Source organism: Sphingomonas aracearum (assembly GCF_003345355.1).
GTDB lineage: Bacteria > Pseudomonadota > Alphaproteobacteria > Sphingomonadales > Sphingomonadaceae > Sphingomonas > Sphingomonas aracearum.
Genome location: NZ_QQNB01000001.1, coordinates 711775 through 728506, shown reverse-complemented (window position 1 = coordinate 728506; position 16732 = coordinate 711775). Strand labels below are relative to the sequence as shown.

13 protein-coding genes and 1 tRNA gene are annotated in these 16732 nt (G+C 68.6%); 11 read left to right on the top strand and 3 right to left on the bottom strand.

The features are described 5' to 3' along the window. Positions 1–950: 950 nt before the first annotated feature. Positions 951–2168, bottom strand: a complete 1218-nt coding sequence (locus DVW87_RS03535) for an MFS transporter (RefSeq protein WP_181814707.1) — start codon at positions 2166–2168, stop codon at positions 951–953. 70 nt (positions 2169–2238) lie between these two features. On the opposite strand from DVW87_RS03535, the gene DVW87_RS03530 reads away from it, so the two are divergent. The 7 genes from DVW87_RS03530 to DVW87_RS03500 all read left to right on the top strand — a co-directional run bounded on the left by DVW87_RS03530 (position 2239) and on the right by DVW87_RS03500 (position 12427). Continuing rightward, entirely contained in the window at positions 2239–2445 is a 207-nt protein-coding gene (locus DVW87_RS03530) for a TOBE domain-containing protein (RefSeq protein WP_114687042.1), read from the top strand. Positions 2446–2447: 2 nt separating this feature from the next. After that, on the top strand, positions 2448–2819 hold the full coding sequence (locus tag DVW87_RS03525; RefSeq protein WP_114686355.1) for a winged helix-turn-helix domain-containing protein: 372 nt from the start codon (positions 2448–2450) through the stop codon (positions 2817–2819). Between the two features lie 126 nt (positions 2820–2945). Beyond that, positions 2946–5339 (top strand): TonB-dependent receptor, encoded by a 2394-nt coding sequence (locus DVW87_RS03520; RefSeq protein ID WP_114686354.1) that lies wholly within the window; start codon positions 2946–2948, stop codon positions 5337–5339. 97 nt (positions 5340–5436) lie between these two features. After that, on the top strand, positions 5437–6651 hold the full coding sequence (locus tag DVW87_RS03515; RefSeq protein WP_114686353.1) for an acyl-CoA dehydrogenase family protein: 1215 nt from the start codon (positions 5437–5439) through the stop codon (positions 6649–6651). A gap of 14 nt (positions 6652–6665) precedes the next feature. Continuing rightward, the gene (locus tag DVW87_RS03510) at positions 6666–7739 is read left to right on the top strand and encodes an acyl-CoA dehydrogenase family protein (RefSeq protein ID WP_114686352.1); all 1074 of its coding nucleotides are present in this window, start codon (positions 6666–6668) and stop codon (positions 7737–7739) included. A gap of 200 nt (positions 7740–7939) precedes the next feature. Then, complete coding sequence (locus DVW87_RS03505) at positions 7940–10987, top strand: TonB-dependent receptor plug domain-containing protein (RefSeq protein WP_114686351.1); 3048 nt, start codon at positions 7940–7942, stop codon at positions 10985–10987. A gap of 117 nt (positions 10988–11104) precedes the next feature. Continuing rightward, a complete protein-coding gene (locus tag DVW87_RS03500; protein ID WP_114686350.1) occupies positions 11105–12427 on the top strand; it encodes a spinster family MFS transporter in 1323 nt (440 codons plus the stop codon). 23 nt (positions 12428–12450) lie between these two features. Here DVW87_RS03500 and cmk read toward each other — a convergent pair whose 3' ends face one another. Further along, positions 12451–13089, bottom strand: coding sequence for a (d)CMP kinase (gene cmk, locus DVW87_RS03495; RefSeq protein WP_114686349.1), 639 nt, complete (start codon positions 13087–13089; stop codon positions 12451–12453). Continuing rightward, the gene (gene aroA / locus DVW87_RS03490; RefSeq protein ID WP_114686348.1) at positions 13086–14417 is read right to left on the bottom strand and encodes a 3-phosphoshikimate 1-carboxyvinyltransferase; all 1332 of its coding nucleotides are present in this window, start codon (positions 14415–14417) and stop codon (positions 13086–13088) included. Before aroA ends, cmk begins: the two co-directional genes overlap by 4 nt. Before the next feature lie 102 nt (positions 14418–14519). On the opposite strand from aroA, the gene DVW87_RS03485 reads away from it, so the two are divergent. The 4 genes from DVW87_RS03485 to DVW87_RS03470 all read left to right on the top strand — a co-directional run bounded on the left by DVW87_RS03485 (position 14520) and on the right by DVW87_RS03470 (position 16694). After that, on the top strand, positions 14520–14840 hold the full coding sequence (locus tag DVW87_RS03485; RefSeq protein ID WP_114686347.1) for a TIGR02300 family protein: 321 nt from the start codon (positions 14520–14522) through the stop codon (positions 14838–14840). A gap of 140 nt (positions 14841–14980) precedes the next feature. After that, positions 14981–15056: transfer RNA gene (locus tag DVW87_RS03480), tRNA-Ala, on the top strand. A gap of 91 nt (positions 15057–15147) precedes the next feature. Further along, on the top strand, positions 15148–15360 hold the full coding sequence (locus DVW87_RS03475; RefSeq protein WP_114686346.1) for a hypervirulence associated TUDOR domain-containing protein: 213 nt from the start codon (positions 15148–15150) through the stop codon (positions 15358–15360). Positions 15361–15443: 83 nt separating this feature from the next. After that, positions 15444–16694: an MFS transporter gene (locus DVW87_RS03470; RefSeq protein ID WP_114686345.1), complete on the top strand. Its 1251-nt coding sequence runs from the start codon at positions 15444–15446 to the stop codon at positions 16692–16694. Positions 16695–16732 lie beyond the last annotated feature (38 nt).

Sequence of the window (16732 nt, the reverse complement as noted above, 5' to 3'; positions counted from 1 at the left end):
GCGAAGCCGCGAAGCCGCGAAGACGGTATGTTCACGCGGAGGCGCGGAGGCGCAGAGAGAGAGAGAGAGAGAGAGAGGATCGACGCGCAAAGCGCGTCAGTAATCCCGTTAGACGGCCACCCGCTCTCCTGACGCACGCCCTCCTCCGCGCCTCCGCGCCTCCGCGTGAACCCACCCTCCTTCCGTTCCCCGGCGAAGGCCGGGGCCTAGTTGGGAAGGCCCAGGTTGCAGCGCGAGAACCCCCAACCACCCGCCCCCAACTGGACCCCGGCCTTTCGCCGGGGAACAAGGAGCTTGACAACACGAACCCATATGGCTATACGCCGCAGCGGTTCAGAACCGCGGTAAGGGCCTGCGGCGGGGTTGAACGAAAGCAGCCGGTGGTGGTGCCGTCACAAGCACCATGCCCGGCGATCGACCGGCGCGGAGCCATCCGGGAATACAAGTCGGATGTCCGTTCATCAGGGTCGGGGAAGGTTTGAAGACGTCCGGAGGGCGAGCGGAACCGGTGACAGCGGTTCAACTCAATCTCCATGCCAGAGCCGGTGCGGCAGAGTACCGGGGGCGTCGCCGATACCCGGCAGATACAAGAAGTCTCGACGCTTCGTAGTGTAGCGAGTGTCTCAAAAGTCGTCGAGCCCCGGGTGCAAAACCGTGGCTAGGACGCGCCGGTCGATCCCTTTCCCTTGGTTTTCCAGGCAGCGCACACGTGCGTCCGCCGCACGTATCCTCCCCGCTCTGCGGGGAGGGGGACCAGCCGCAGGCTGGTGGAGGGGCCGGGCCGCAAGCGACCACCTTCCGTCATTTCCGATCCTCCCCGCCCTACGGCGAGGGGAACCAGCCGCAGGCTGGTGGAGGGGCGTCCCCGCAAGCGCGCCGCCGATCCGCCATCTGCGCCGGCGCTCCGATGCAGACCCGTCCGTGTGCGTCCGCCGGCCGCCTCTCCCCGGCTAACCCTTCACGTCCGCCGCCGCCGCCACGCGTGGCAGCCCCACCGCGACGATCAGCGCGGCGAGCGCCATCATGCCGCCCGCCAGCACGAAGGCGGCGCCGTCGAACCCGGCCTGTGCGCCGGCGGCGAGGCTTTGCGCGGCGATCAGCGGGCCCAGGATCTGCGCCACCGAGTTCAGGCTGTTGAGGCCGCCCTGCAAGCCGCCCTGCCGGCTGGCGTCCACCATGCGTGTCGCCAATCCGTTCAGCGCCGGATAGGCCAATGCGTCCACGGCGACGATCACGAACAGCACATAGATCTGCCAGCTTGCGGTGACGACCGCGCAGCCGAACATGCCCACCGCGCCGGCGACAAGCCCGAGCACGCCCGCCCCGCGCTCGCCCAGCCGCCTCACCGCGCGCTCGGTCATCAGCAGCTGCACCAGCACCGTCAGGAAGCCGACCCAGGCGAGGCTCCAGCCGATCGCCGTCGCGTCCCAGCCGAAGCGGATCGCCGCCCAGAAGGACCAGGTCGCCGGATAGACCATGCTGCCGAGCTGCCACAGGAACCATGCCACCAGCAGGGGAGCGGCGCTGCCGGCGGCGAACAGCGGGCGGAACGCGCCGATCACATGCGCGTCGCGCCAGCGGAACGGCCGCCGGTTCTCGTTCGCCAGCGTTTCCGGCAGGAACAGCGCCAGGGCGAGCGCGCTGCCGCCGGCCAGGATCGCGGCCACCACGAACGGGGCGCGCGTGCCCATCGTCGCCGCCAGCCCGCCGAATGCCGGCCCGAGCATGAAGCCGATGCCGAACGCGGCGCCGAGCAGCCCGAACACGCCGGCGCGCTTGTCCGGCGCGTGGGTGTCGGCGATCACCGCGCCGGCCGAGCCATAGGTCGCCCCCGTGATGCCGGCGACCACGCGCCCCAGGAACAGCCAGGCGAGGCTCGGCGCGGCCGCCATCAACAGATAGTCCAGCGCGAACGCGGCCATGGAGGCGACCAGGACCGGGCGCCGCCCGAACCGGTCGGCAAGGTTGCCCAGCACCGGCCCGGCGAAGAACTGCGCCAGCGCGAACACCGCCAGCATCCAGCCCGAGATCCGCGTCGCGGCGGGCAGGTCAACAGGGGCCAGCTCCGTGATGAGTTCGGGCAGCACCGGCATGACGATGCCGAACCCGATTGCGTCCACCGTTACGGCGGCCAGCACGATCGGCACGGCGCGATGCTCGAACTGCATGAACTCTCCTCGGCACGGATGCGCCGCCGCGACGGTAGCGCAGCGGCAGGAGCGGCGCTATGCCGGGGTCATGAAGATCAGCGCACGCAATCAGCTGCCCGGCATCGTCACGGCGATCACGCCCGGCGCGGTCAACGGCACGGTGAAGGTGGATATCGGCGGCGGCCTCACCGTCACCGCGAGCATCACGGAGGAGGCGATCGCCGATCTCGGCCTTGCCGCGGGCGACCGGGTGACCGTGCTGGTCAAGGCCAGCGACGTGCTGATCGCCAAGTAACCGTGCGCCTCGGCCCGCTGAAGCTGAAGCTGCAGCTGGTCTGCGGCGATGGGTATGCGATGGGGCCGGGCAAGGCGGACGTGCTGGAAGCGATCGACGCGCACGGCTCGATCTCCGCTGCCGGGCGGGCGCTGGACATGAGCTACCGGCGCGCCTGGCTGCTGGTGGACGAGATGAACCGCTGCTTTGCCGAGCGCCTGGTGGAAACCGCTCCCGGCGGCGGGCGCGGCGGAGCGCGGCTGACGCAGGGCGGGCGGGCGGCACTGGCGGCCTATCGCGCGCTTGAGGCGCAATCGGCGGCCATCACCGACACCGACGCCTATCGCCGCCTGGCCGGCATGCTGCGCGACGAGCCGCTTCCGCCGAAAGCCTGAGTGCCGACGCGCTCGGCCCCGGGCTCCAGTCCTCCGAGTAGTGCCTTGGCGTAGCTGCCGACCGGCTTTGCACCTCTACCCAAAGCTATATACGGCCGGATATAGAATCAGCAGCAGGGGTACTTCATGCGTCATCACCTGGCCGGCCCGGCCATGGCAATCGTGCTGTCTGCGATCGCCGCGCCGGCGCTCGCCCAATCGGTGTCGGCCGACGGCCCGGCGCAAGTGCAGCAGGGCACGCCGGAGGAGGTGCGTGTCGGCGAGGTGCTCGTCACCGCGCGCCGCCGCACCGAGGATGCGCAGCGCATCCCCGGCTCGCTGTCCGTCGTCGGCGGCGACCTGCTGGACCGTTCGTACACGGTGAACACGCAGCAGCTGGCGCAGCTCGTGCCGTCGCTGAACTACAGCTCCGCCAACCCCCGCAACACCGCCTTCACCATTCGCGGCCTCGGCTCCAGCGTGGTCGCGGTCAGCCAGGCCAATGACGGGCTGGAACCGGGCGTCGGCTTCTACGTCGATCAGGTCTACCATGCCCGGCCCGCCACCGCGGCGTTCGACTTCAGCGATGTCGGGCAGGTGGAGGTGCTGCGCGGGCCACAGGGCACGCTGTTCGGCAAGAATTCCACCGCCGGGGCGATCAACATTACCACCCGCGCGCCCGGCTTCACGCCGTCCGGCGAGGCGGAGCTGTCCTATGGCAGCTTCGACTTCGTTCAGGCCAAGGCGGCGGTGACCGGGCCGATCGCGGGCGATGTGCTGGCGGGGCGGCTGTCCATCGTTTCCACCCGCCGGGACGGCGTGATCCACAACGTGCGCACCGGCCGCGACCACAACACGATCGGCACCCAGGCGGTGCGCGGCCAGCTCCTGTACGGGCCCTCGGAGGGGCTGTCGTTCAAGCTGTCGGGTGACTTCACCAACTTCCAGGCGAACTGCTGCACCCAGGTCTATTACCGCGTGGCTCCCACGCTCAAGCCGGCCGCGCGCCAATATCCCGCGCTCGCCGCCGGCCTCGGTTACACCGTGCCCAGCACCAACCCGTATGACCGCGTCACCGACATCGACGCCAATCTCGGCACCGACACCAACGAGGGCGGCGTCGGCCTGATCGCCGACTGGAACCTCGGCCCGGCGACGCTGACCTCGGTCACCGCCTGGCGCTTCTGGAACTGGGATGCCGACAACGACCGCGATTATACGGGCATCCCGATCCAGACGTCGCAGCACATCCCCTCCCGGCAGGACCAGTACAGCCAGGAACTGCGCCTCGCCTCGAACGGCACCGGCCCGCTGAGCGCGGTCGGCGGGCTGTATTTCTTCCGCCAGCGCGTGATCGGGCGGCCGATCTCGATCTACGGCCGGGAAGCGGCTTACTGGCTGGTCGGGCCGACGACCGGCTCGGGCGCGAGCCTCACAACCGTGCCGCGCAACCTGCTGGACGGCTATGGCACGGACGGGCGCACCGATTTTCAGTCGAACAGCTATGCCGTGTTCGGCGAGGTGAACTGGCGGCTGCTCCCCGGCCTCACCGCCACCGGCGGCCTGCGCTACACCTGGGAGGACAAGAAGGGCACGTACGACACCTTCACCTTTGGCGGGTTGCCGACGAGCAATGCGGCGCTGGTCGCGGCCAAGCTCGGAACCTTACGCGGCCAGAGCTATCGCGCGACCGTCGACGATGGCGCGCTGACCGGGCGGGCCAATCTCTCCTACGAGTTCACCGATGGCGTGTTCGGCTATGCCGGCTTCGCCCGCGGGGCGAAGTCGGGCGGGATCAACATGTCCGGCCTGCCGCTCAACAACCAGAACCTGCCTGCGCTGGGCACCGCCGTCGTCCGCCCGGAGCAGAACACCAACTACGAGGTGGGACTGAAGACCCGCACGCTGGGCGGCCGGCTGATCCTCAATCTAGATGGCTTCTACACGCGGGTGACCGACTTCCAGGCGAACGTGACCGACACGGGCGCGGCGGTGGCGCTGCGCACCTACCTGTCGAACATTCCGCTGGTGACGGTGCGCGGGTTCGAGGGCGACCTCACCGCGCTGCCGGTGCGCGACCTGTCGCTGGGGGCCTCTGTCGCCTATGCCGATGGCCGCTATGACCGCTATCCGAACGGCGGCTGCCCGATCGAGCGCACGGCCAGCGGCACCACCTTCTGCGACCTGAGCGGCGTGATGCTGCCGGGCGTGCCGAAATGGTCGGGCACGCTGGGTGCCGACTACGCGCCGCAGGTGGTGCGCGGCGGTGCGCCGTTCCTGCATCTGGATGCGCTGCTCAAGACCCGGCAGAACGGCGACCCCACCGGCTCCGCCTATACGCGCCTTCCCGGTTACACGCTGGTCAACGGCTCGGTCGGCTTCCGCTCCGAACAGGGGTGGGAAGTGGCGGTGTTCGCGCGCAACCTGTTCGATCGCGACTATATCCAGAACGTGACGGTGCAGGCGGGCAATTCCGGGCTGATCCTTGCGACGCCCAGCGACCCGCGCACCATCGGCGTCACCTTTCGCGTGCGCCGTTAGCCAACATACGCCGCCGCGGGAAAGCAGCGCTTGACCGCGGGCGCGCCGGCTGTCAGCACCATACCCGATCTTCAGAATCGAAGACAGGAGAGGATGCATGGCGACCGCCGCCGAACTCGACAGGCCAGCCAGCTCGCCGGAGGACTTCCGCCAGGAGGTCCGAAGCTGGCTGGCGGAGAACTTCCCGCCGACGCTGAAGGGCATGGACAATGCCCTGGCCTCCGTCGAGGGCCCCACCGAGGAAACGCCCGAAATGACCGCCTGGCGCCGGGCGATGGGCGAAAAGGGCTGGGGCGTGCCCACCTGGCCGAAGGAATATGGCGGCGGCGGCCTCTCGCGCGCCGACGCGCGCGTGCTGAGCCAGGAGATGGCGCGGGCCGGCGCCTGGAACCCGATCGGCGGCATGGGCGTGATGATGTTCGGGCCGACGCTGCTGGAATATGGCAACGAGGCGCAGAAGCAGGAGCATATCCCGCCGATCGCGCGCGGCGAGATCCGCTGGTGCCAGGGCTATTCCGAACCGAATGCCGGCTCCGACCTCGCCAACCTCCAGACCTTCGCCGAGGACAAGGGCGATCACTATCTCGTCAACGGGCAGAAGACCTGGACGAGCGGAGGGCAATGGGCGGACAAATGCTTCTGCCTGGTGCGCACCGACAAGTCGGACAAGCATCGCGGCATCTCGTTCCTGCTGATCGACATGGATGCGCCCGGCGTCGAGGTGAAGCCCATCCGCATGATCTCCGGCATGTCGCCGTTCTGCGAAACGTTCTTTACCAACGTGGAGGTGCCCAAGGAGAACCTCGTCGGCAAGGAAGGCGAGGGCTGGACCATCGGCAAGCGCCTGCTCCAGCACGAGCGCACGAACCTGTCGGGCGGCGGCTCGCGACTCCAGCCTTCGGGGCCGAGCCTGGCGGACATCGCGAAGAAGTTCGTCGGCACCGACGACGAGGGCCGCATCGCCGACCGCGACCTGCGCGCGCGGATCGCGAAATGGGAGATGGACTGGCGCGCGTTCCTGCTCACCGCCATGCGCGTGCAGGCGGAGTCCAAGGAAGCGGGCGGCGTCTCGGTCGTGTCCTCGATCCTCAAGACGGCGGGCACCAAGCTCGGCCAGGAGCGCGCCGAGCTGTTGATCGAGATCCGCGGCCTGCAAGGGCTGGGCTGGGAAGGCGAGGGGTTCAGCGAAGGCGAGCTCGCCAGCGTCCGTGCCTGGCTCTTCGGCAAGGCGACCACGATCTATGGCGGCTCCACCGAGGTGCAGAACAACGTGATCGCCAAGCGCATCCTCGGGATGCTCGACCACCAGTAAAGGGGAGCGGGCTCATGGCCGTACTCAGCGAAGAACAGACAATGCTGCGCGACATGGCGCGCGAATGGACGCAGAACGAAAGCCCGGTCACCGCCTGGCGCAAGGTGCGCGACGCGAACGAGGCGACCGGCTTCGACGCCGGCACCTATGGCACCATGGCGGAGATGGGCTGGGCCGGGATCGTCATCCCCGAAGCGCATGGCGGCAGCGACTTCGGCTGGCTCAGCCTGGGTCTGGTGCTGGAAGAGCTCGGCAAGACGGTGACGGCGAGCCCGCTGGCGGCGACGGCGGCGGCGGCTTCCGCGGTCGTGCTGGGCGGCTCGGAGGAGCAGAAGCAGCTCTGGTTGCCGCGCATCGCCAGCGGCGAGCTGGTCGCGGCTCTGGCGGTCGACGAGGGCCCTCGCCACGATCCCGCGACGATCAAGGCGACCGTGGCGGACGGGCGTCTGTCGGGCACCAAGGCGTTCGTCGCCGAAGGGGACGCCGCGGGGCTCTTCGTGGTCGCGGCGGGCGACGGCCTGTACCTGGTCGACGGCGGCGCCGAGGGGATCACGCGTTCGCGCCGGCACCTGACCGATTTCCGCAGCCATGCCGAAATCCGCTTCGACGGTGTAGCTGCCGAGAAGCTGGAAGGCGGCAAGGACAGCCTGCTGGACGATGTGCTCGATCGCGCGCGGGTGCTGGCGGCGGCGGAGATGCTGGGGCTGGCCGGGCAGGCGTTCGACACGACGCTCGCCTATCTCAAGCAGCGGGTGCAGTTCGGGCAGGTGCTGGCGACGTTTCAGGCGCTGCAACATCGCATGGCGGCGCTGTACGGCGACATCGAGCAGATGCGCTCCGCCGTCGAGGCGGGGCTGGCCGCGATCGACAGCGGCGGGGACACTCGCCAGGCGGCGCTGCTCGCCAAGGCCAAGGCGAACGAAGTCGGCCATGTCATGAGCCGCGAGATGATCCAGCTGCACGGCGGCATCGGCATGACCGACGAATATGACGCCGGATTCTACCTGAAGCGGATGCGCGTGCTGGAGGCGATGTGGGGCAACACCTCGTACCTGCGGGATCGTTTCGCCTCGCTCAGCGGCTTCTGAGCGAAGCCTGCCCGACGAAAAGGCCAGTCTGGCTCGCGCCGGGCTGGCCTTTTCATATTAGAAGATCGGGTTGGCCCTGTTCGGCCACTTCTCACCGCTACTCTCCTGTCTTTACTGCCTTGACGTAGCGGCAGGCTTTGTCATTATCGAGCTTGCGGTACGGAGCCGGCAAAGTGTTCTGGCCGCAAGGGAGAGGACATATGCTGAAAAAGCAGTACCTGGCCGCGTGCGCGTTTTCCGTGCTGGCGCTTGGCCTTGCGGCACCGGCTCATGCGCAGATCGCCGCCGACCAGCAGGCGCAACCCGAGCCCCCCACGCAGACCCTGCCCCGGGAGGAAGTGCAGGACTCGCAGGCGGCAGAGATCGTCGTCACCGGATCGCTGATCCGCGGCACGCCGGAAGACTCGGCGCTGCCCGTCAACGTGATCGGCGGGGATGAACTGGCCAAGATGGGCGCGCCGTCCGCCGTTGAGCTGTTCAAGATGCTGCCCACCGCCTCGGCAAGCCTGGGCGAGGCCAACCAGTTCGACAGCAGGGCGCAGGGCGCGGAGGGCATCGCCACCGCCAACCTGCGCGGCCTTTCCCCGCAGCGCACGCTTGTGCTGCTCAACTCCAAGCGGCTGGCGACGTCGGGCAACGGCGTGCCGGCGGTGGACATCAACCTCATCCCCTCCGCCGCGATCGGGCGCATCGAGGTGCTGAAGGACGGCGCGGCGGCGACCTACGGCTCCGAAGCCGTGGCCGGCGTGGTCAACTTCATCACCCGCACCGATCAGGAAGGCTTCCGCGTTTCCGGCGCGTACAAGTTCGTGCAGGACACCGATGGCGATATCGATGCTTCGGTATCCTACGGCCATGTCGGCGAGAACTTCCGCGTGCTGGCCGCCATCGGCTTCCAGAAGCGCGGCGAGCTGATGGCGCGCGACCGCGAATTCGCGGTGCAGCCGTACCTCAACAATCCGCAGGGCGGGTGGACGGGTGGCGGCAATCCGGCCAACTTCCTGGCCGTTGCGCCCACCGGCGCGCCGCTTTCCGCCGTGCAGCCGGACGCCGGCTGCACGACATTGTCGGGGGTCGTGGGCGCCAACGGCCGCTGCTACACCCAATATACCGGCTTCGACGTGATCTCCGACCTGGAGAAGCGCGGCACCGCCTTTATCGATTTCGAGGCGGACCTCACCTCCAGCACCAAGTTCGAGGTGACGGCGCTGTACGGCCGCTCCACCGTGCCGCACTATCTTACCTCGCCGTCCTATCTGTTGACGCAGTCGCCGTCGGTGGCGGCGCTGGGCGGCACCAATCCGACGCCGTTCGTCGCCGGTTTCTACGTGCCGGCGGCCAATCCCGGCCTGATCGCCTATCGCGCGGCCAATCCCGGCATCCCGGCGGCAGCCAGCGGGGTGGTGTTTCCCACCTTGCTGTTCCGCCCGTTCCTGGCCGGCGGCAATCCGGCCTTTTACGGCGACGACAAGGAGAACGGATCGTCGCGCGGCATGCGCAAGTCGGAGTCGATGCGCTTCACCGCGGATCTCACCCAGCGCCTCACGCCGGACATCGACCTCAATCTCGGCGCGACCTATCATCATTATTACCGCTACATCGACGGCTACGACTCCTTCGGCGACCGCGTGCAGCTGGCGCTGCGCGGCCTTGGCGGCCCGAACTGCAACGTCGCGGCGAACACGCCGGGGCAGAACGGCTGCCAGTGGCTGAACCCGTTCAGCAACGCGATCGGCACGAACCTGGTGACGGGGGCGACCAACCCGCAGGCGACCGCGGCGCTGGCCAACAGCGCCGACCTGGCGCGCTGGTTCTTCGTGAAGTCCTCCACCCGGGTCGACACCGAATTGTTCGTGGCGGACGCCTCGATCAGCGGCAAGACCGGGCTCCACCTGCCGGGCGGCGACGTGGCGTTCGGCGTCGGCGCCCAATATCGCTACAGCTGGTTCGACACGCGCTACGGCGCGAACAACAACCTGGCCATCAACCCGTGCCGCGAATCCCCCATCAACGGCAACACGAACCCGGCGGCCTGCGCGCCCAACACGCAAGGCCAGGCCGCCAGCCCGCCCAATGGCGCGCTCGGTTTCCTGGGCACGAACCGGGATAGCAACCTCAAGGGCGGCGTGTACGCGCTGTTCGGCGAGTTGCAGCTGCCGATCCTCCAGCCGCTGAACGTGCAGCTTGCCGCCCGCTACGAGGATTATGGCGGCGGGGTGGGCTCCACCTTCGATCCGCAGATCCGTGCCCGGTTGCAGATCACCGACTGGCTGGCGGTGCGCGGCGGCTTCGGCACAACGTTCCGTGCACCCACCCTGGCGAACCTCAACGCCAATTCGGTCACCTCGCTGCAGCTGATCGGCTCCACCTTCAAGCCGGTGGACGTGTTCGGCAACGCCAATCTGAAGCCGGAATCGTCCAAGAACTATTCGGGCGGGATCCTGCTCACCGCCGGCGGCTTCACCGCGGCGCTGGATTATTTCCGCTACGAGCTGGAGGACGCGCTGGTCACCGATCCGCTATCCTCCATGGTGGCGACCCTGTTCCCGTCCACGGGGGGCAACACCTGTGCGGCGAACCCGACGCTGGTGGCGCGGTTCACCTTCAACACCGGGCCCTGCACCGCGGCGACCACGGTGGCGAACATCTCGCGCGTGCGTACCGAGCTGCAGAACGGCGCCGCGATCACCAATTCCGGCCTCGACCTTCAGGTGGACTACAAGGCGGACTCGCTGTTCGGCAGCGACATGCGCTTCGGCGCGGGCGCGACCGTCACCTACACGCTGGAGGACAAGATCGGCCCGATCACCGTAGCCGGCGTGCAGGTGGCGCAGGGCTATGACGGCGTGGGCCTGCTCAACTATCAGACCACGCTCTACCCGCTGCCGGAATGGAAGGGGCAGGGGTATATCGACCTGGGCGGCGGGCCGGTCGATACGCGGCTGACGATCAACTATACCGACGGCCTGCACGACCAGCGGGCCGATGCACGCACCGGTCCGTTCGCGCCCGACCTGTCCGTCTCCGCGGCGGGCACCACCCTGCTCCAGGGCGCCGACATCAACGAGTTCGTCACCGCAGACTTCAACATCCAGGTGCGGCTGGCCGGCCAGGTGACGCTGACCGGCACCGTCTACAACATCCTCGACGCGCAGCCGCCATTCGCGCGCGAGGATTACAATTACGAGCCGTTCGTCGGCAATCCATTCGGCCGCATGTTCAAGGTCGGGGTCTCCGCACAATTCTGACGCGCAACACAACGACACGGGAGCGGCTTTCTTATGGCGCCTAGGATCGACAGCGAACCACCCGCCACGACGGCGTGGAAAAACCGGCAACAGCCGACACAGAAGGAGAGGTCGCCCATGTCGCCTGCCGAAACGTCGTCCGGCGAGACGCACCCGGAAATCGCCGCCACGCTGGCCCTGCGCCGGCGTGGCCTCACCCTGACGCTGCTCACCACCGCCTATTTCTTCAGCTATATGGACCGGCAGATCCTGGCGATCCTGCAGGAGCTGATCCGGGTGGACCTGCACCTCTCGGACACGCAGCTGGGGCTGCTCGCCGGGCTGGCGTTCGCGATCTTCTATGCCACCCTGGGCATCCCCGTCGCGCGGCTGGCCGACCGGGGCAACCGGGTGAACCTGATCGCCGGTGCGCTGGCGCTGTGGAGCCTGTTCACCGCGGTGTGCGGGCTGGCGCAGAACTTCTGGCAATTGCTGTTCGCGCGCATCGGCGTGGGCGTGGGCGAGGCGGGGTCGAGCCCGCCGAGCCATTCGATCATCGCCGACCTCTACCCGCCGGAAAAGCGGGCCGGGGCCATGGGCATCTACTCGCTGGGCGTGGTGCTGGGCGCGGCGTTCGGCACCATGATCGGCGGCACCGTTGCGCACCTGTATGGCTGGCGCGCGGCGATGTTCACGGTGGGGCTGCCCGGCATCGTGCTGGCGCTGCTGGTGAAATGGCTGGTGGTGGAGCCGAAGCGCGGCCTGTCCGACGTGCAGATCGTCGCGGAAGGCGAGGCGCACGGCACCATCCCGTCGATCGGCGAAGGCTTTCGCTCGATGTTCGCCAACAAGGCGGCATTCCACCTCGTCATGGGCGTCACCGTTACCTCGCTGATCGGCTACGGCCATTCGGCGTTCGGGCCGAGCTTCATGCAGCGGTCGCTCGGCATCTCGATGTTCGACGTGGCCCGCTACGTCGCGCCGATCGGCGCGATCTGCGGCACCATCTCGGCGGTCGGCGGCGGCTGGGCGGCGAACTGGGTAGCCAAGCGCTGGGGCCTGTATGCGCAGAGCTGGCTGATCGTGGTGATGAAGATCGTCGGCCTGCCGCTCGCCTTCCTGTTCTACACCGAAAGCGACCCGAAGACGGCGGTGGCGATCTACTTCGCGTCCATCCTGCTGGTGAATTCCTATCTCGGGCCGACGTTCGCGCTGATCCAGGGCCTCGCGCCGCTGCGGTTGCGGGCGTTGTGGGCGGCGGTGACGCTGTTCGTCATCAACCTGGTCGGGCTGGGCGCCGGGCCGACGCTGATCGGCGTCATCTCGGACGCGCTGAAGCCGAGCTTCGGCGAGGAAAGCCTGCGCTACGCCATGATGACCTTCGCCGCGGCGACGCCCTGGGCGCTGTTCCATTATTACCGGGCGGGCGTGCTGCTGAAGCGAGGGGCAGCCACCGCCTGACGGGGGAGCGGGGGGGGGGCGGTTCAGGCCTGTTCGGCCCGCCGCCCCTCGACCAGCTCGATCGCCTTTTCCACCGAAGCCTCGATCGACAGGAAACTGGTGTCGAGCAGCATCGCATCGTTCGCCAGCACCAGCGGCGCCGCCTCGCGCCCCATGTCGCGGGCGTCGCGGGCGCGGATGTCGGCAAGCACCTTGTCGAGGCTGACGAAGCTGCCGCGGCCGGTCAGCTCGGCATGGCGGCGCTTGGCGCGGATGCCGGGCGTGGCGCGGACGAACAGCTTGGCCGTCGCATCCGGCGCGATCACCGTGCCGATGTCCCGCCCGTCGAGCACCGCGCCGCCGGGCTGGTGCGCAAACTTGCGCTGGCGCTGCAGCAGGGCGGCCCGGACCAGCGGATGCGCGGACACGATCGAGGCGCGCTTGCCCATCTCGTCGGAGCGCAGCGCTGGCTCGTCCATCAGGCTGTCGGGGAAGTCGGTGGCGGCGACGGCGTCCGCTTCCTGCGCCGGGTCGAGTTCCAGCATGGTGACGTTGGCGGCAACCGCGCGATAGAGAAGGCCGGTGTCGAGGTGCGGCAGGCCGTAATGCCTGGCCAGCGCCCTGGCGATCGTGCCCTTGCCGGAAGCGGCGGGGCCGTCCACCGCGATGATGAGATCCGTCAATCTGCCCCCTGAAGCGCGGCCAGCGTATCGAAGAACGCCGGGTAACTGGTCGCGACCGGCGCGACATCGTCCACCGTGACGGGCGCACGGGCGGCAAGTCCAGCCACGGTCATGCTCATTGCGATACGATGATCGAGTTTCGAGGCGACCTGCGCGCCCCCCGCGATCGGCTCGCCCCCGGAGCCGGTGATGGCCAGCCCGTCTTCGAACTCCTCCACCGGAACCCCGCACGCCCGGAGCGCGGCGGCCATGGCAGCGATGCGGTCCGATTCCTTGACGCGCAGCTCCTCCGCGCCGCGGGCCACGGTGCGCCCCTGCGCAAAGGCGGCGGCGACGAACAGGATCGGATATTCGTCGATCATGCTGGGGGTAAGGTGCGGCGGCACCTCGGCGGCGGCCAGGGCTGCGTGGCGCACGCGCAGATCCGCGACGGGCTCGCCGCCCACCTCCCGCGCGTCCTGCTCGGCAATGTCGGCGCCCATCAGGCGCAGCACCTCGAACAGCCCCGCGCGCGTGGCGTTGAGGCCGACATTCTCGATCACGATGTCGGAACCCGGCACGATGCTGGCGGCCACCGCCCAGAAGGCGGCGGAGGAGGGGTCGCCCGGCACCACGATCTGCTGCGGCCGGAGCTCCGCCTCGCCCCTCAGCGAGAGGATGCGCCCCTCGTTCGTCTGCTCGACGGTCAGGTCCGCGCCGAAGCCGCGCAGCATCCGCTCGCTATGGTCGCGCGTGGCGACCGGCTCGATCACGCGGGTGATGCCGGGCGTGTTGAGGCCGGCGAGCAGCACCGCCGACTTCACCTGCGCCGAGGCGACCGGCAGCGTGTATTCGATCGGCACCGCCGGCACGATCCCGCGCACCGTCAGCGGCAGGCGGTCGCCGGGCGCGGCGGCGAAGCTGGCCCCGGTGCGCGACAGGGGATCGATGACCCGCCCCATCGGGCGGGCGGACAGCGACGCATCGCCGACGAACGTGGCGGTGACGGCGTGGCTCGCGACCAGGCCCATCAGGAGCCGCGTGGAGGTGCCCGAATTGCCCATGTCCAGCGCGCCTGCGGGTTGCAGCAGGCCGCCCACGCCGAGGCCCCAGACGCGCCACACGCCGTCCTCGCCGCGCTCGAGGGTGGCGCCCATGCTGCGCATCGCCGCCGCCGTGGCGAGCACGTCCTCGCCCTCCAGCAGCCCCTCGATGCGGCTTTCGCCCACCGCCAGCGACGAGAACATCAGGGCGCGGTGGCTGATCGACTTGTCGCCCGGCACGCGCAGCCGGCCCTTCAGCGGACCGGAGGCATGGATCTCGAGCGGACGGGAAGGGGAAGGCGCCATGGCGCGCGCGTCTTTGACAGTGCGCTTGCGCTATGGCAAGGCGCGCGCCACTTAGGGCTCCATCCCTATCTTCCCATCTCTGCTGAAAGGCACTGTCGGCACATGATCAAGCCGGAATGGGGCACGAAGCGTACGTGCCCGAAATGCGCGACCCGTTTCTATGACCTGGGCGAGGACGACCCCGTCACGTGCATCAACTGCGGTTCCAACTGGGAGCCGGAGCCGATCCTGAAGTCCAAGCAGCCGCTGCCGTTCGAGGCGGTGAAGACCGAGGCCACGGCCAAGCCGGACGCGGATCTCGCGACCGAGGACGAGGATCTGGACATCGGCGAGGACGAGGAGCCCTCGGCCGACGACGAAGTGGATCTGGGCGGCGACGACGACCTGGGCGTCGAGACGCACGAGGACGAGGACGAGCACTGAGCTGACGGCCGCCGCCCGGGCGTTCTTCCCGGGCGGCGGCAAAAAGTTTCGGGTGGCAACGCGAGCGCGCTTGCCAAACCCGCGAGGCCCCGTTAGTGGGGCCGCCTTCCCGGAGAGCACCAGCCCGGGAAACAAGGTTCGGGGCCGTAGCTCAGCTGGGAGAGCGCTGCAATGGCATTGCAGAGGTCAGGGGTTCGATCCCCCTCGGCTCCACCATTCCCGCAGGATAGACCACCGCGCGCCGCCCGCCAGGGAGAGAGGCGCGCTTTCGTGCGTTCTCCTCGCCGCACAGCGACAGGAGAGCGAGATGGCGGAAAAGACGTTCAAGGCCGGCGACCATGTGAAATGGGGCACGCCGCAGGGCGAGACGCACGGCAAGGTGGTGAAAAAGGAAACCTCCACCACCAAGGCAGGCGGCCATACCGCCAAGGCGACCAAGAGCGATCCGCAGTACCGCGTGAAGAGCGATAAGTCCGGCAAGGAAGCCGTGCACAAGCCGGGCGAGCTGAAGAAGGGCTGAGCTTCCCCCGCTTGCCGCACCGGCGGGTTCCACTTAGGCGGTCAACGTCCTAGGATGTGGCAGGTCGGATAAGAGGAAGCGGAATGGCGGATGCGCGTGGCGGCGGCTGGCGGGATACCATCCTGGCCGGGCTGGCCAACTATATCGATGCCGGCAGCATCGTCGCCGGCTCGGTCGCGCTCGCCTTCTGGAAGCAGATATACGGGCTTTCGGACAGCTTCATCGGCCTGATCGGGGCGTTCAGCGCGAACGCGATCTCGGCCGGTGTCGGCGCGCTGATCGGCGGCTTCCTGTGCGACAGGTTCGGGCGCAAGAAGATCTACCAGTACGACATGCTGTTCTACGCCTTCGGCATGGCGTGGCTGGTGTTCGCTTCCGCGCCGTGGATGATCGTGCTGGGCTTCGTGCTGGTCGGCCTGGCGGTGGGCGCCGACATTCCGGCATCCTGGTCGCTGATTGCCGAGCAGGCGCCGGACGACGCGCGCGGCGCGCATTCGGGCGTGGCGCAGATGCTGTGGTATCTCGGTCCCGTGGCGGTGCTGACCGCCGCCTGGTTCCTCCAGCCCTGGGGCATCACCGGCGCGCGCCTGCTGTTCGCGCACCTGCTGGTGCTGGCCGTGGCGCTGACCTTCCTGCGCTCGCGCATGCGGGAGTCGCAACGCTGGACGGAGGAACAGGCGGCGGCCAGGGCGACGGGCGTGCGTGCCAGCGTTCCCTGGGGCCAGCTGCTGCGCGCGCCCTATCTCGGCTCCATGCTGTTCCTGGCCGGCATGTACGGCTTCTGGAACCTGTGGGCCGGCTATAACGGCTTCTTCACGCCGTATCTCATCGCGCAGAACAACCTGCCGGCCTGGGCAGCGACGATGCTGCCGGCGAGCTATTTCCTGATCGGCATGTTCTCGATCCTGTTCATCTTCATGCGCCTGTCGGACAAGGTGAGCCAGCGCTGGCTGTTCGGCACTTCCGCCGTGCTGCACGTGGTCGGCATGGCGTTGCTCGCCGTGTTCGGCTTCCGGCTGGAGGTGGTGGCGCTGCACATCGTCATCATGGGCGTGGCGGCGGGCTTCGGCGCGCAGAGCTTCTTCCAGCTCTGGTCGGCGGAGATGTTCCCCACCTCTATCCGCTCCACGGCGCAGGGCGCGACCTTTGCGATCGTCCGCATTGGCCTCGGCATCTGGAGCCTCGCCGTGCCGAGCCTTGCCGCCAACGACTTCACGCTGCTCGCCTGGATCCTGACCGGCTTCCTTGCCGCCTCCGGCGTGATCGGACTGGTCTGGGCGCCGAGCAACCAGGGCAAGTCGCTGGAGGAGATCCAGGCGGTCCGCGCCGGCTGAACGATGCCGGCCGCCAGGTGTTCTGCGGGAGGGCACAA